This window comes from Nocardiopsis halophila DSM 44494, from assembly GCF_000341245.1.
Classification (GTDB): Bacteria; Actinomycetota; Actinomycetes; order Streptosporangiales; family Streptosporangiaceae; genus Nocardiopsis_A; species Nocardiopsis_A halophila.
Window position 1 is genome coordinate 1 of the sequence record NZ_ANAD01000058.1, and the last position, 15639, is coordinate 15639.

General features: G+C 74.4%; 13 protein-coding genes and 1 pseudogene. 4 read left to right on the forward strand and 10 right to left on the reverse strand.

Translation table 11 applies throughout. The annotated features are described in order from the left end of the window. Positions 1-453 precede the first annotated feature (453 nt). Positions 454-1889, reverse strand: a pseudogene (locus D450_RS29665) (NAD(P)H-hydrate dehydratase). A 169-nt stretch (positions 1890-2058) separates the two neighbouring features. Between D450_RS29665 and D450_RS0107100 the strand changes: the two are divergent. Continuing rightward, positions 2059-2607, forward strand: a complete 549-nt coding sequence (locus D450_RS0107100) for a DUF4913 domain-containing protein (RefSeq protein ID WP_017537981.1) — start codon at positions 2059-2061, stop codon at positions 2605-2607. Here the strand turns inward: D450_RS0107100 and D450_RS0107105 are convergent. From D450_RS0107105 to coaA, 3 genes are all read right to left on the reverse strand, one after another. Further along, on the reverse strand, positions 2575-3741 hold the full coding sequence (locus D450_RS0107105) for a glutathionylspermidine synthase family protein (protein WP_026124412.1): 1167 nt from the start codon (positions 3739-3741) through the stop codon (positions 2575-2577). The genes D450_RS0107100 and D450_RS0107105 overlap by 33 nt on opposite strands. Positions 3742-3750: 9 nt before the next feature. Further along, the gene (locus D450_RS0107110; protein ID WP_017537983.1) at positions 3751-4143 is read right to left on the reverse strand and encodes a hypothetical protein; all 393 of its coding nucleotides are present in this window, start codon (positions 4141-4143) and stop codon (positions 3751-3753) included. A gap of 107 nt (positions 4144-4250) precedes the next feature. Continuing rightward, a complete protein-coding gene (gene coaA, locus D450_RS0107115; protein ID WP_017537984.1) occupies positions 4251-5156 on the reverse strand; it encodes a type I pantothenate kinase in 906 nt (301 codons plus the stop codon). 303 nt (positions 5157-5459) lie between these two features. On the opposite strand from coaA, the gene glmS reads away from it, so the two are divergent. Both glmS and D450_RS0107125 read left to right on the forward strand, forming a co-directional pair. Continuing rightward, positions 5460-7313: a glutamine--fructose-6-phosphate transaminase (isomerizing) gene (gene glmS, locus D450_RS0107120; RefSeq protein ID WP_083932564.1), complete on the forward strand. Its 1854-nt coding sequence runs from the start codon at positions 5460-5462 to the stop codon at positions 7311-7313. Positions 7314-7459: 146 nt separating this feature from the next. Further along, positions 7460-8959 (forward strand): M1 family metallopeptidase, encoded by a 1500-nt coding sequence (locus D450_RS0107125; protein ID WP_017537986.1) that lies wholly within the window; start codon positions 7460-7462, stop codon positions 8957-8959. A gap of 90 nt (positions 8960-9049) precedes the next feature. Here the strand turns inward: D450_RS0107125 and glmM are convergent, their stop codons facing one another. From glmM to rplM, 3 genes are all read right to left on the reverse strand, one after another. Next, a complete protein-coding gene (gene glmM / locus D450_RS0107130) occupies positions 9050-10387 on the reverse strand; it encodes a phosphoglucosamine mutase (protein WP_026128427.1) in 1338 nt (445 codons plus the stop codon). A gap of 142 nt (positions 10388-10529) precedes the next feature. Further along, on the reverse strand, positions 10530-10988 hold the full coding sequence (gene rpsI, locus D450_RS0107135; RefSeq protein WP_017537988.1) for a 30S ribosomal protein S9: 459 nt from the start codon (positions 10986-10988) through the stop codon (positions 10530-10532). A gap of 37 nt (positions 10989-11025) precedes the next feature. Continuing rightward, on the reverse strand, positions 11026-11475 hold the full coding sequence (gene rplM, locus D450_RS0107140; RefSeq protein WP_026124410.1) for a 50S ribosomal protein L13: 450 nt from the start codon (positions 11473-11475) through the stop codon (positions 11026-11028). 1460 nt (positions 11476-12935) lie between these two features. Between rplM and D450_RS34535 the strand changes: the two genes are divergently transcribed. Continuing rightward, positions 12936-13355: a hypothetical protein gene (locus tag D450_RS34535; protein ID WP_017537990.1), complete on the forward strand. Its 420-nt coding sequence runs from the start codon at positions 12936-12938 to the stop codon at positions 13353-13355. Positions 13356-13365: 10 nt separating this feature from the next. Here the strand turns inward: D450_RS34535 and truA are convergent, their stop codons facing one another. The 3 genes from truA to D450_RS0107160 all read right to left on the reverse strand — a co-directional run. Further along, the gene (gene truA, locus D450_RS0107150) at positions 13366-14202 is read right to left on the reverse strand and encodes a tRNA pseudouridine(38-40) synthase TruA (RefSeq protein WP_017537991.1); all 837 of its coding nucleotides are present in this window, start codon (positions 14200-14202) and stop codon (positions 13366-13368) included. 115 nt (positions 14203-14317) lie between these two features. Then, positions 14318-14815, reverse strand: coding sequence for a 50S ribosomal protein L17 (gene rplQ, locus D450_RS0107155; protein WP_083932565.1), 498 nt, complete (start codon positions 14813-14815; stop codon positions 14318-14320). Between the two features lie 67 nt (positions 14816-14882). Next, positions 14883-15639, reverse strand: a 757-nt coding sequence (locus D450_RS0107160) for a DNA-directed RNA polymerase subunit alpha (protein WP_017537993.1), incomplete at its 5' end; no start/stop codon positions are given.

Here is a 15639-nt window from a genome sequence, read left to right on the forward strand (position 1 = left end):
CCACCGGGCCTCCTCGCGCACCCGGCCCGGACCGCCAGAGGCCCAGCGGCCGACCGGAGTCCCCGGGGAATCGCCCCACTTGCTCGTCGCCGCCCCTCGTCCTGGCACCCCCACGGCCCGCCGCCCGGCCGAGGCCCATGAGCGGGGTTCCAGCTTCGTCGTTGCCGCCCCTCCCCTGCGCCGAAGGGCCCCGCCGCCCGGCAGGCAGCCCCGAGCGGGGAACCAGCCGTTCCGTCGCCGCCGCCCCACACCGGCCATCCGCACACCCGCCGCCCGACCGCGCTACGGCCAGGACGCCGATGCCGTTGGTCGTCTTCCGAGCATGAGGGGACGAGTCGGCGGGCGGTCGGGCTCCAGCTGGCCCCGGCGGGCCCCGGTCGTGTTCTGCGGGTGCCCTGCCTTCCTGGGGAGGGTCTTCGGCCGCGGCTCCGCTGGTCTTCGCCGGTTCCGCCGTTACTCCCCTGCTTCCCCTCCCTCCCCTTCCTTCCTCGCCTCCAGGACGGCCCTCGGGATCCCCTCCCACAGGTCCGTGGCCGAGATCGGGGCGCCGTCTCTCGCCAGGGCCGCTGCGCGGCCGTGGAGGCGGGCCGCACAGAGCGCCGCCTCGTGCGGGTCCAGGCCCGTGGCCAGCAGTGCGCCCGCGATGCCGGACAGCACGTCCCCGCTGCCCGCCGTCGCCAGCAGCGGGGTGCCCGCCGTGTCCGCCGCCACCGGGCGGCCCGGGGTGGCCACCAGCGTCGTCGCCCCCTTCAGCAGCACCGTGCAGCCGAACCGGTCCGCCGCGCGCTCGACGTGCTCCAGGCGGCGTTCCTCCACCTCTTCACGGTCCGTGCCGATCATCCGGGCCAGCTCCCCCGCGTGCGGGGTGAGCAGGGTCGGGGCCCGGCGCTCCGCCGGGTCGACCGCGCCGCGGGCGATCAGCGTGGTCGCGTCGGCGTCCGCCAGCACCGGGGCGCCGCCGCCGAGCACGCCCGCCAGCTCCTCGGCCGCCGCCTCGCCGGTGCCCCGGCCCGGACCGATCACCCACGCCGCCACCCGGGCCCCCGGGTCGGCCGGGCCGGCCACCGCCTCCGGCCAGCGGTCCAGCACCCGGGCCGCCACCGCCTCCTCCCCCAGGTAGCGCACCATCCCCGCGCCGGTGCGCAGCGCGCCCCCGGTGCACAGCACCGCCGCCCCCGGGTAGGCGGGCGACCCCGCGGCCACCCCGAGCACCCCCCGGCGGTACTTGTCGTCGGTGCGCGCGGGCCGGGGGAGCAGCGCGGCCACGTCCGCGCCTCCGGCCGCCTCCAGCCGCGGCGCCGGCAGGGCGGGCCCCAGGCCGATGTCGGCCTGGACCACCCGGCCCGCGTACTCCGCCCCCGGGTCGATGAACAGGCCCGGCTTTCCGGTACCGAAGCAGACCGTGACGTCGGCCCGCACCGTGGGCCCCTCCACCCGGCCGGTGTCGGCGTCCACCCCGCTGGGCAGGTCGACGGCGACCACCGTCCCCGGCGCCGCGAGCGCGGCCAGGCGGGCGTGCGGCGGGCGCAGNNNTCGGCGGCGGCCGCCTCGGCCGCCGCCCGGTCCTGCTCCCGTTCCCCCTCCAGCACACGGCCGCCGGCCGCGCGCAGCGCCGCCAGGCCCGCCTCGTGCACCCGGCCGCCGGCGAGCAGCGCGCACACGCGGGCGCCCCGGCGGGCCAGCTCCGCCCCGGCGTACAGCGCGTCGCCGCCGTTGTCGCCGCCGCCGACCAGCAGCACCACCCGGGCGCCGTACACCCGCCCGAGCGTGCGCGCGCACACCCCCGCCAGCGCCCTCGCCGCCCGGGCCATCAGCGCCCCCTCGGGCAGCCGCGCCATCAGCGCCGCCTCCGCCGCCCGGACGTCCTGGACCGTGTGCGCCCGCCGCATGCGCTCCTCCGTTCTCCGCCGGTCGCCGCCGTCCGCCGACCGGCCGTGTGCCCGATCCCCCACGAGCATGCCCGGGCAAGGGCGTGTCACGGGGGCCCGGACACGGCTGATTTACTTGCCTGAAGGCCCGCGAAACCGAGTACCACGGGACGGCACAGGACACACCCGTATGACCTCGACCGATGAACGCACCGCGACCGGTGACGCGCTCGCCGAGCGCGTCACCCACCTGCAGAACGCCATGCACAAGCTCGGCGCGGACGTCATCCGCCTGCAGACGCAGCTCTCCGACGTGGCCGCGGCCCGCCCCGAGGAGGAGCCCGAGCCGGAGGCGTCGCCCGCGCCGTTCATCTTCAACATGTCCCGGGAGGCCTACAAGGCCGAGCTGGCCGCCCTGGTGCGCTGGGTGGACGGGTTCCTGGTCCCGGTCTACGTCGGCGACGACTCCGGGTGGTGCCCCGCCTGGTGGGAGCACCACGAGGCAGTGGGCCGGCTGCACGCGCTGCGCCTGGCCTACACCGAGCTGGCCGACACCGCCGCCTCGGGGGCCTCGGGCCCGGCCCGCTGGCACGGCGAGCACCTGGACCCGCTGCTGGCCAGGCTGCTCGCCGCCGACGGCCCGTTCTCCCGCTGCCGGGGCGGGGCCGGGCACGTGGAGCGCCGGCCCGCGCCCCGGGAGGCGGCCCTACAGGCGGATCAGGTGCGGGACGAACGATGAGGTGTCGTCGGTGATGAGGTTCTCGGTCTCGCGGATCCCCAGGCCCGCCGCCCCGTCGCCGACCACCCACGCCCCCAGCACCGGGTGCTGCCCCTCGAACACGGGCAGCGGGGCGAACTCCTGGAACACGTACCCCTCGGCCCCGTACGCGCCGGGCCGCCGCTCCAGCTCCCCTCCCGGAACGGTGATGGACATGCCCGCGCCCTCCCGCCCCAGCAGCGGCTTGGCGATGTAGGCGTCCATGCCGCCGGGGTCGCCCAGGCGGGCCGGCAGCAGGTTGGGGTGGCCCGGGTACATCTCCCACAGCACCGCCAGCAGCGCCTTGTTGGACAGCACCATCTTCCAGAGCGGCTCCACCCAGGCGGTGCGCTCCAGGTTCTGCAGCACCAGCGCCCCGAACCGGTCGTGGACCAGCCACTCCCACGGGTACAGCTTGAACGCCGCCCCGACCGGCCGCTCCTCCAGGTCGACGAAGGCCTGCCGGCGCTGGTCCCAGCCCACGTCCTCCAGCGCGATGTCGCAGGTGGCCACCCCGGCGGCGCGCGCGGTCTCCTCCAGGTAGGCGGTGGTGAGCGCCTCCTCCCCGGTCTCGTCCTGGTTGGTCCAGGCGAAGTGCACCCGCTCGCCCGCCAGCCGCGGGGCGATCTCGGCCCAGCGGTCCACCAGCCGCTCGTGCACCGAGTTCCACTGGTCCTGGCCGGGGTGGACGTCCTGCAGCCAGTGCCACTGCACGACCGCCGCCTCCACCAGGGCGGTGGGGGTGTCGGCGTTGTACTCCAGCAGGCGCGCCGGGCCGGTGCCGTCGTAGACGAGGTCGAAGCGCCCGTACAGGTAGGGGTCGCCGCGCTTGAAGGAGTCCCGGACGAACGGCGCCGCCCAGTCGGGGATGCCGAAGTCGGCGTAGCGCTCCTCGGCGACCACGAACTCCACCGCCTCCAGGCACATGCGGTGCAGTTCCCCGACGGTCTCCTCCAGGGCGAGGACCTCGTCCATGGCGAACTCGTAGTGCACCGACTCGTCCCAGTAGGGCCGTGTCAGGTGCTCGGGGTGCACGGCGACGTGGAACCCCAGGCCCTGCTCCTCGACGATGTCCGGCCAGCCGGGCCGCACCGGGTTCGAGCTGCTCCTGTTCACCGCGCCCCCTCAGCCGCCGACCCGTCCGCCGCCGCCACCGCGGCCGCCCATGCCGCCGCGCTGGATGACCTTGCCGCTCTCGGTCACCACTTTGGCGTCCGAGGGGCGGGCCCGGGTGCCGCCGCTGACCGACCCCCCGCTCGCGTTGCCGCCGTAGTAGTAGAAGTAGCCGCCGGTGCGCCCGGTGCCGGAGTCGTCGTCGCACCGGTCCTCGCCGACGACCCGGTACGAGCCGTCGGAGCGGCGGTCGTCGTCCACGCACCGCGCGGTCACCGTGTCCGGGCTGCCGCACCCGGCCACGGCCAGCGACAGCGCGCTCAGCGCACCGACGACCACCGTGGCCGAGCTCTTGCGCCCGGTGGCCCGGAAGCTCCCTCGGTCCTGCCCGTCCTGGGGGATCATGATCCGTGGGCCCCTTTCCGCTCGCGTCCCACCCCGGTGGGACGCCGCCCGCCCCGGTCCCGTTCCGCAGCGGCCGGGTCCGGATCCGGCCGAAGGGCCCGGACCGGTCAGGTCTTGCGCAGCCGCACCCGCCGCACCAGGTGGTCCTCCCCCTTGTGCAGCACGAGGGTGGCCCGCGCCCGGGTCGGCTGGATGTTCTCCACCAGGTTGACCTCGTTGATGCTGCGCCAGGTGTTCATCGCGAACTCCTTGGCGCGCTCCTCGTCGACCGTGGTCGCCATGGAGTGGAAGTAGGAGCGCGGGTCGGAGAAGGCGGTGCGCCGCAGCTCCAGGAACCGGTCCAGGTACCAGTTGCGGATGTGCTCGGGCCGGGCGTCGACGTAGATGGAGAAGTCGAAGAAGTCCGAGACCGCCAAGTGCCCGGCCAGCGGCGGCTGGAGGACGTTGATGCCCTCGACCACCAGGATGTCGGGCCGGTGCACGGTCTGCACCGCGCCGGGGACGATGTCGTAGGCCAGGTGGGAGTAGACCGGGATGTCCTTGGCGGGCGCCCCGGCCTTCATCTCCTGGACGAACCGCACCAGGGCCCGCCGGTCGTAGCTCTCCGGGAACCCCTTCCGGTTCATGATCCCGCGCTCCTGCAGGACCCGGTTGGGGTAGAGGAAGTTGTCGGTGCTGACCAGCTCCACGTCGGGGTGGTCGGGCCACTGGGCGAGCAGGGTGCGCAGCAGCCGGGCGGCGGTGGACTTGCCGACGGCCACGCTGCCGGCGACGCCGATCACGAACGGGACGGGCCGGTCGTCCTCGCCGAGGAAGGCCCGGACCGCGCCGTGGCGCTGCCGGGTGGCCTTGACGTAGAGGTTGAGCAGCCGGGACAGGGGCAGGTAGATGTCCCTGACCTCGTCCAGCGACGTCGGATCGGAGGTCCCGCGCAGCACTTCGAGGTCGGCTTCGGTCAGGGCCAGCGGGGTGGCGTCGCGCAGCGCGGCCCACCCGGCGCGGTCCAGCTCCACGTACGGCGTCGAGAAGCCGTTCTTCGTCGCTTGTGACACGTCTGCCCACTCTAGATGAGCCCCTGAGGGGGCCGACCGGCCGGGGGCGGGGCGCCGGGGCGCACCGCGCCGGATCCGGCCGTGTTTTTTTTGAGTGCTTCGCCACGGGCGCCGCGGTCGGCACTCGCCGCCCGCCGGGGTGCCCCCACCTGCGCCTCCTCCCCGCGAGGTGCCAACTGGTCTATACCGCTACCTGCGAAAACGGCCAGTGGTCCAGCCGTGGAAGGGGCGCGTCGGGGCCCGTGCTGAACTACTCTTGCGCCCATGTGCGGAATCGTTGGCTACGTCGGGCCGCAACCGGCGCTGGAGGTCGTGGTGGACGGCCTCGCAAGGTTGGAGTACCGCGGATACGACTCCGCGGGCGTCGCCGTGCTCGACGGCGGCACCCTGCAGACCGAGAAGCGGGCCGGAAAGCTCGCCAACCTGCGCCGGGCGCTGGAGGCGTCGCCCCCGGCGGCGGACGGCATCGGGATCGGGCACACCCGGTGGGCCACCCACGGGGCGCCCAACGACGTCAACGCCCACCCGCACGTGGACGGCGAGCGCCGGGTCGCGGTGATCCACAACGGGATCATCGAGAACTTCGCCGCGCTGCGCGTGGAGCTGGAGGAGCGCGGCTGCAAGTTCACCTCCGAGACCGACACCGAGGTCGCCGCGCACCTGCTGAGCACCGAGCTCAAGGACCGCGGCGACGGCGACCTGGCCGCGGCGATGCGCGCGGTGTGCCGCCGCCTGGAGGGCGCCTTCACCCTGGTGGCGATGTACGCCGGCGACCCCGACCTGATCGTGGCCGCCCGCCGCAACTCCCCCCTGGTCGTGGGGCGCGGCGACGGCGAGAACTTCCTGGCCAGCGACGTGGCCGCGTTCATCGCGCACACCCGCGACGCGGTCGAGCTGGGCCAGGACCAGGTGGTGGAGCTGCGCGCCGGCGACGTCCGCGTCACCGACTACGACGGCGCCCCCGCCCCGGTGCGCGAGTACCACGTGGACTGGGACGCCTCGGCCGCCGAGAAGGGCGGCTACGAGTACTTCATGCTCAAGGAGATCGTCGAGCAGCCCCGGGCGCTCGCCGACACCCTGCTGGGCCGGGTCGCCGCCGACGGCACCCTGACCCTGGACGAGATGCGGCTGGACGGCGCCGAGCTGCGCGAGATCCACAAGATCGTGATCATCGCCTGCGGCACCTCCTACCACGCCGGGATGATCGCCAAGTACGCCATCGAGCACTGGTGCCGCATCCCCTGCGAGGTGGAGGTCGCCAGCGAGTTCCGCTACCGGGACCCGATCCTGGACCGCCAGACCCTGGTGATCGCCATCTCCCAGTCCGGCGAGAGCATGGACACCCTGATGGCGGTGCGCTACGCCCGCGAGCAGCGCGCCCGGGTGCTGGCCATCTGCAACGTCAACGGCTCGACCATCCCCCGCGAGTCCGACGCGGTGCTCTACACCCACGCCGGCCCGGAGGTGGGGGTGGCGGCCACCAAGACCTTCCTCACCCAGCTGGCCGCCTGCTACCTGGTGGGCCTGTACCTGGCCCAGGTGCGCGGCCACAAGTACGGCGACGAGATCAACGCCGTCATCGGCCAGCTCGCGCACATGCCCGAGCAGGTGGAGAAGGTGCTGGGCACGGTGGACCCGGTGCGCGCGCTCGCGCGCTCGCTGGCCGGCGCCGACACGGTGCTGTTCCTGGGCCGCCACGTGGGCTTCCCGGTGGCCATGGAGGGCGCCCTCAAGCTCAAGGAGCTCGCCTACATGCACGCCGAGGCCTTCGCCGCCGGCGAGCTCAAGCACGGCCCGATCGCGCTGATCGAGGACGGGCTCCCGGTGGTCGTGGTGGTGCCCTCGCGGGAGGGCCGGGGCGTGCTGCACGACAAGATCGTCAGCAACATCCAGGAGATCCGCGCGCGCGGCGCCCGCACCGTGGTGATCGCCGAGGAGGGCGACGAGGCGGTGCGCCCCTTCGCCGACGAGCTGGTGGAGATCCCGGCGGTGCCCACGCTGCTGCAGCCGATCGTGTCCACGGTGCCGCTGCAGGTCTTCGCCTGCGAGCTGGCACTGGCCAAGGGCAACGACGTGGACCAGCCGCGCAACCTGGCCAAGAGCGTCACCGTGGAGTAGCCGCGGCGCGCGGGACGGGTGCGGCCGGATCGTGCCATGGGCCCCCTGGGGCCGGTTCGTCCGGTGTTCCGACGGGTAATCGGGTATGCGTGCGCGGTGACCGCCGCGCACGCATCCCCCGCTCCCCGAGACGAACAGGAGCGTCCATGCGCGTGCGAAGAGGCACCGCCGTCGCGGCCGCCCTGGTGACCGCCCTGGTCCCGGCGACCGCGGCCGCCGCCGAGCCCGGCGCCGGCATCGGCGACCCCTACTTCCCCTCCTACGGCAACACCGGCTACGACGTCGGCCACTACGACCTGCGCCTGGACTACCGGCCGGACACCGACCGGCTCACGGGCACGGCGACGCTGGTCGCCCGCACCACCGAGGAGCTGGACTCCTTCACCCTGGACTTCCTGCTGGACGTGGACTCGGTGCGGGTGAACGGCCGCCCCGCCGAGCACTCCTCGGAGGGCCACAAGCTGACCGTGGACCCCTCCCGCACTGTGGCCGAGGACCGGCAGATGACGGTGGTCGTCAAGTACAGCGACCACCCCTCCACCGTCGGCTGGGGCGACGTGCCCAGCGCCTGGCACCGCACCGACGACGGCGCGATCGCGCTGGGCGAGCCGGAGGCGTCCTGGTGGTGGTTCCCCGCCAACGACCACCCCCGCGACAAGGCCACCTTCGACGTGCGGATCCAGGTCCCCGAGGGGTACAAGGCGATCAGCAACGGCGAGCTCACCGGGCGCCAGACCCGCCACGGCAAGGACATCTTCCTCTGGCGCCAGGACCGGCCGTCCACCACCTACCTCGCCACCCTGGCGGTCGGCGACTACGAGGTGCACGAGGACACGACCGCCTCGGGCCTGCCCGTGTACAACGCCTACTCCCCCGGGCTGGACGAGCTGGCCGGGCCGGCGCGGGCCAGCATCGAGCGCGGCGCGGAGATCCTGGAATTCCAGGAGGAGAGCTTCGGCCCCTACCCCTACAACGCCCTGGGCGGCGTGGTGGCCGGACCCGACGCCGACCTCGGCTTCGCGCTGGAGACCCAGACCCGGCCCGTCTACAGCCACGCCTTCTTCGGGCGCGGCTCCAACACCTACGTGGTGGCGCACGAGCTGGCCCACCAGTGGTGGGGCGACCACGTCTCGGTCGACACCTGGCAGGACATCTGGCTGAACGAGGGCTTCGCCAGCTACGCCGAGTGGATGTGGTCGGAGTACGAGGGCGAGGGGACCGCCCAGGAGCTGGCCGAGTTCACCTACGACGCCTACCCGGCCGACAGCGCTTTCTGGACGGTTCCGCCGGGGGACCCCGGGGCGGACGACGTCTTCCACGCCTCGGTCTACGACCGCGGCGCCCTGGCGGTGCACGCGCTGCGGGTGGCGGTCGGCGAGGAGGACTTCGCCGAGATCCTGCGCACCTGGCAGGAGGAGCACGCCCACGGCAACGCCACGGTCGCGGAGTTCATCGACCTGTCGGAGAAGATCTCCGGCAAGGACCTGCAGACCGTGTTCGACACCTGGCTGTACACCCCCGAGCGGCCCGACGCCGCGCCCGGCGCCGCCGAGCAGGGGCCGAGCACCATGTCCGCGCCGGCCGAGCCGGAGTCCTGGGACACCATCCAGCGCAACCGCGAGCTGTTCCACGAGGGCGGGCACTGAGCCGCAGGCCGGCGCACAGGAACGAGCGCACAGGAAAGGGGCGCCCCCGTCCGGGGGCGCCCCTGCCCGTCTCCGCGGGAGGCCCGGCGCTCAGCCGAGCCGCTCGCGCACCGTGGCGGCCAGCGCATCGGCCACCTCGGCCGCCCGCTCCTGGGTCGGCGCCTCCACCATCACGCGCACCATCGGCTCGGTACCGCTGGGGCGCAGCAGCACACGGCCCTCCTCGCCCAGGTCGGACTCGGCGCGGGCGACCGCGGCGGCCACCCCCTCATCGGTGGCGGCCCGGGCCTTGTCCACCCCGCGCACGTTCACCAGCACCTGCGGCAGCCGCACCATCGACTTGGCCAGCTCGTCCAGGGCCAGACCGCGGCGGGCGACCGCGCTGAGGAGCTGCATGCCGGTCAGCAGGCCGTCGCCGGTGGTGGCGTGGTCCAGCAGCACGACGTGCCCGGACTGCTCCCCGCCCAGCGAGAAGGAGCCCTGGCGCATGGCCTCCAGCACATAGCGGTCCCCGACCGGCGTCTCCACCAGCGCGATCCCGGCCTGGGCCATCGCCTGCTTGAGCCCCAGGTTGCTCATCACCGTGACCACCAGCGTGGACGCGGCGAGCCGCCCGGCCTCCTGCATCTCCAGGGCCAGGATCGCCATGATCTGGTCGCCGTCGACGACCGAGCCGTCCCCGGCCACCGCCAGGCAGCGGTCGGCGTCCCCGTCGTGGGCGATGCCGGCGTCGGCCCCGTGCTCGACCACGGCCGCGCGCAGCGCGTCCAGGTGGGTGGAGCCGCACCCGGCGTTGATGTTCAGCCCGTCCGGGCGGTCGCCGATCGCGACCACCTCGGCCCCGGCCCGGCGCAGCGCCTCCGGCGCCACCCGCGCGGCCGCGCCGTTGGCGCAGTCCACCACGACCTTCAGCCCGTCCAGGCGGTGCGGGGTCGCCGCGAGCACGTGCGCGATGTAGCGCTCGGCGCCGTCGCCGGCGTCGCGCACCCGGCCCACGTCCTCGCCGGCAGCCCCTTCGGCGGGTTCGGCCAGCGCCTCCTCGATCTCGTCCTCCACCGCGTCGGGCAGCTTCTGCCCGCCCCGGCCGAAGATCTTGATCCCGTTGTCCGGTGCCGGGTTGTGGCTGGCCGAGAGCATCACCCCGAAGTCGGCGTCCAGCTCGGCCGTCAGGTGGGCCACCGCCGGCGTGGGCAGCACCCCCAGGCGGACCACGTCCACGCCGGCCCCGGCCAGCCCGGCCACCACGGCCGCCTCCAGGAACTCACCGGAGGCACGCGGGTCCCGGCCCACCACCGCGGTGGGGCGGGCCGTGCCGGCCCCGCGCCCCAGGACGCGCGCGGCGGCGGCGGACAGATCCAGCGCGAGGCCGGCGGTGAGATCGCGCCCGGCGACCCCCCGCACCCCGTCGGTACCGAACAAGCGAGCCACAGCGAATAGCCCCTTCAATCGAAGCGGAAAAGGGTCAGGGAGAGGGGATGCCGCCCACAGGAGCCGAGAAACAGCTATGGCCCGCTCTGGCCACCCCGGTGAACGGGGGACCGGCGGGCCGTAGCCGTGTCTGGCCTGCGCGTCAGCGCTTGGAGAACTGCGGGGCCTTGCGGGCCTTCTTCAGACCGGCCTTCTTCCGCTCGACCTTGCGGTCGTCACGGGTGAGGAAGCCGGCCTTCTTCAGCGCCGGGCGGTTGTTCTCGGGGTCCAGCCCCGCCAGGGCGCGGGCCAGCCCGTGGCGCATGGCGCCGGCCTGGCCGCTGGTGCCGCCGCCGTCAAGGTTGGCGGCCACGTCGTAGGCGCCGTCGAACCCGAGGGTGACCAGCGGCTCCTTGATCTCCTGCTGGTGCACCTTGTCCGGGAAGTAGACCTCGAGCGGCTTGCCGTTGATCTTCCACTCGCCGGACCCGGGGGCGATGCGCACCCGCGCGATGGCCTTCTTGCGGCGGGNCTCGGGCGACTCGGTGGTGTACTCGGCCGGGAACTCCTCGCTCCCGTCGAATTCCTGGGTGACGTCTTCGATGCCGGTGGGCTCGACCACGGTTCTCCTCGTACTTCCTGCTAGCTCTCGCGAACGCCTAGGCGGGCTGCTCGATCTTGCTGATCTCGAAAGGCACCGGCTGCTGCGCCTGGTGCGGGTGCTCCGGCCCGGCGTAGACCTTCAGCTTCTTGGCCATCTGGCGGCCGAGAGAGCCCTTGGGGAGCATGCCCTTAACGGCCTTCTCCACGGCGCGGTCGGGGCGCTTCTCGAGAAGCTCGGCATAGCTCACGCTGCGCAGCCCGCCCGGGTAGCCGGAGTGCCGGTAGGCGCGCTTCTGCTCGCGCTTGCGACCGGTCAGCGCCACCTTCTCGGCGTTCACGACGATCACGAAGTCGCCCGTGTCGATGTGCGGCGCGTAGTAGGTCTTGTGCTTGCCTCGGAGCAGCGTTGCGACGTGGCTGGCCAGCCGGCCGAGCACGACATCGCTTGCGTCGATGACGTGCCACTGACGCTGGACATCGCTGGGCTTGGGGCTGTATGTGCGCACGATCGTAAGCCTTCGTCTCTGTCGGCGTGGTCCGTCCCCTCTTGCGCGAAGGGTCGGGGTCTCGTATTCCTGGGCCGGCCGCCTCGGACGGGACCCAGGCGTTCCGGTGTTGAGTGCGCGGACGATGATGCGTGATCGGCGCCCAGCGACGACTCGCGGGAACCCACGGCAACTCAACGCACAACGACGGAGTATCCTATCGGCACAGAACACCGCAGGTCAAAAACGGCCCACGGGCGCCCCGGCCGGGCGGGCTGGCCGCCGTCCGTGACTACTCCGTCTCCTTATTATGCCCCGCCGAGCGAGTGCTTCGTCCGTCCCGTGCGCACGGGGCGCGGGCGCGCCGCCGCGGAGCGGGCGCTAAAGTCGGCGGTGAAGCATATCGCCATCGGGCGCCGAACGCATCGGCGACGCGCCCGGCACCGCCGCTCGCGCCGACTCTGAGCCCCACCCCCCTTGGCCGCGCCCCCGCCCGACGCCGGGCCCGCGGCCCCGTGTCCCGGACGCCCCGGAGGAGTCCCATCACACCGCATCCGAACGAGCCCAGCCAAGGCCGTCCCGGCCCACCAGACGGCGTGCCCGGACGGCAGGAGCCCGATATGAGCCAGGAGCCGAACCGCCCCGGCCCCCCGCAGCGGCCGCTGCCGCCGGGGGCGCCGCAGGGCCCACCGCCCGGCGCGCCGCGCCCGCTGCCGCCCGGTGCCCGCCCGCCGGGACCGCCGAACGGGCCTCCGCCCGGGCCGCCACAGGGTCCCCCTCCGGGACCGCCCCTCGGCGGCCGCCCGCCGCAGGGCCCNGCCCGCCGCACGGTCCGCCTCCGCCCGGGCCGCCCGGCCCGCCGCCGCGTGGGCCCCGGCCGCCCCAGGCGCCGCAGGGTCCCCAGGGTCCGCAGGGTCCGCCGCGCCCCGGACCGGGCGCCCCGCAGGGGCCGCCTCCTCCCCCGCCTCCCGGTGCCGCGCCCCCCGGCGCCCCGCTGCAGGGCCGGGTGGTGGGCCCGGGCCACGCGCCCGGGGCGGGTGACGAACCCCTCGTCGTGGACGACGACGCCACCCAGAGCATCGGCGCGGTCTCCGGGGACGCCCCGGCCCCCGACGAGTTCGGCGGGCGCCCGATGTTCCGCGACGAGTCCCCGCGCGAAGGCGACACCACCGCCGAGATCGACCTGTCGGCAATGGAGGAGATGGACGGGGCCGGCTCCGGCGGGCGCGGCCGGCGCGGCGCGGGCATGCGCGGCGGCACCACCGCCAAGGTGCTGGCCGGCGTGGGATTCCTCGCCCTGCTCGGCGCGGCCGGGACCGGCGCCTTCATGCTGGCCGGGGGCGGGGGCCCAGACGACGGGTCCGGGTCCTCCGGCGGCGCCGCGGCCGCCGAGGCCCCCGGCGAGCCGCAGCGGCTGGGGGCGGGGGGGNCTGTTCCCCGAGACCCTGGAGGTCGCCGGGCAGGAGTACGCCCTGGCCCTGGTGGACGACACCGACGACTGCGCCACCGTGGGCCGCGGCTCCTACGGCGCGGCCCTGGACGAGGCCGGCTGCCGCCAGGTGATCCGCGCCACCTACGTCTCCGAGGACGGGGCGACCGCGGTCACCGCCGGGGTCGCCGCCCTGGACTCCCCGGACGACGCCGGGAAGGCGCTCGACGCCCAGGACCTGGAGGCCGGCGAGTGGTTCGCCGGCCTCAACGGGACCGAGGACAGCGGCGCCCGGAAGCTGGACACCGCCGCCGGGGTCGGCTCCGGCGGGCAGTGGGGGCCCTACCTGCTGTTCACCTTCACGGCCAACGCCGACGGATCGCCCCCCGAGGACCGGGCGGCCGACCTGGAGGAGGTCTCCCCCGGGTTCGTCGACTCCACCCTGTCCTCGCTGGCCGACCAGGTCGCCTGAGCCGGGCCGGTCAGGCGGGCGGGGCCGCGTCCCCGCCGAGCGTGCGCACCCTCCTGGTGGCCCGTGCACGGGCCGCCAGGAGGCCGCCGTCCGGGTAGGCGACCTCCTCCAGGCACAGCCCGTGCGGGCCCACCACGTGGACCGCCGAGTCGCGCTCCCCCGCGGCCAGCACCCGGGCCGGCCACCCGGTGTCCCGGCGCCCGTCCCCGACCGCCAGCAGCGCCCCCACGAGCGCCCGCACCATGTTGTGGCAGAAGGCGTCGGCCTGGACCGTTCCGGCCAGCAGGTGGTCGCCCTCGCGCACCCACTCCAGGCGCAGCAGCTCGCGCACCGTGGTGGCCCCCTCCCGCCGGCGGCAGTAGGCGGCGAAGTCGTGCTCCCCGGCCAGCTCGGCGGCGGCCAGGTTCATCCGGTCGGCGTCCAGCGGCCGCCGGTGCCAGAGCACGTCGTGGCGGCGCAGCGGGTCCACGCCCCACGGGGCGTCGCTCACCCGGTAGACGTAGCGCCGGTGCAGCGCCGAGAAGCGGGCGTCGAACCCCTCGGGCGCGGGGGCCGCCGAGCGCACCCGCACGTCGGGCGGGAGCACCCCGGCCAGGCGCCGCAGTACCCGCTCGCCCTCGGCCCGCCACACCTCCTCGGGCACGTCCAGGTGGGCCACCTGCCCCGCGGCGTGCACCCCGGCGTCGGTCCGGCCGGCCACGGTCAGCACCGCCTGCTCCGGCGGCAGCCGCAGCACCCGCGCCAGCGCCTCCTGCAGCACCCCCTGCACGGTGCGCCGGCCGGGCTGCTCGGCCCACCCGGAGAAGCCCGAGCCGTCGTAGGCCAGGTCGAGGCGGAGGCGGATCATGGTCGGGCCTTCCTAGGTCGGCGCCCCGTCGGGGGCGCGGAATCGGGGGCGGGGCAAACAGCGGTGCCCGGCCCCCATCGAGGGGACCGGGCACCGGCGGGCAAGGGGAGTCCCCTTACTCCTCGTTCTTCTTGTCCTCGGCGGACTGCTCGGCGGAGTCGGCCGCGGCCTCGGGGGCCGCCTCCTCCGCCTTCTCCTGCTCCGGGGCCGCAGCGGCGGCCTCGGGGGCCGGAGCCGTCGTGGCGGCCGGGCGGTTGAGCGCCTCGACCAGCTCGATCACGGCCATGGGGGCGTTGTCGCCCTTGCGCGGCCCGATCTTGGTGATGCGGGTGTAGCCACCGGGGCGGTTCTCGTAGCGCGGGCCGATCTCGGTGAACAGCTCGTGCACGACCGCCTTGTCGCGGATGGTCTGCAGCACCTGGCGCCGGGCGTGCAGGTCGCCCCGCTTGCCCAGGGTGATCAGCTTCTCCGCGTAGGGGCGCAGGCGCTTGGCCTTGGCCTCGGTGGTCTTGATACGGCCGTGCTGGAACAGCGAGGTCGCCAGGTTCGCCAGCATGAGCCGCTCATGGGCCGGGCCGGAACCCAGGCGAGGCCCCTTCGTCGGCGTGGGCATCGTGTACTTCTCCTAGTGGTGCGGTCCGCGGCCGCACAGGCGGCCGCGGTACCTCGGGCGACGTCTTCTAGTACTGCTCGGTCTCGACGTAGGACTGGTCGTCGTCGTCGGACCCGTAGGAGTCGGCCGCGCTGCTGGGGTCGAACCCGGGCGGGGAGTCCTTGAGCGAGAGGCCCATGTCCACGAGCTTCTGCTTGACCTCCTCGATGGACTTCGCGCCGAAGTTCCTTATATCCAGAAGGTCCTGCTCGGAGCGGGCGACCAGCTCGCCCACCGTGTGGATGCCCTCGCGCTTGAGGCAGTTGTAGGAACGCACCGTGAGGTTGAGGTCCTCGATCGGCAGCGCCAGGTCCGCGGCCAGGGCCGCGTCCGTGGGCGAGGGGCCCATGTCGATGCCCTCGGCGTCGACGTTGAGCTCGCGCGCCAGCCCGAACAGCTCCACCAGCGTCTTGCCGGCGCTGGCCACGGCGTCGCGGGGCCGGATGCTCGGCTTGGTCTCGACGTCCAGGATGAGCCGGTCGAAGTCGGTGCGCTGCTCGACGCGGGTGGCCTCGACCTTGTAGGTGACCCGCAGGACCGGCGAGTAGATGGAGTCGATCGGGATACGGCCGATCTCCTGGCCGGGCTGCTTGTTCTGAGTCGCCGAGACGTATCCGCGGCCGCGCTCGACCGTCAGCTCCATCTCCAGCTTGCCCTTGCTGTTCAGCGTGGCGATGTGCAGGTCGGGGTTGTGCACCTCGACCCCCGCCGGCGGCGCGATGTCCGCAGCGGTCACCACGCCGGGGCCCTGCTTGCGCAGATACATCAGAACCGGCTCCCCGTGC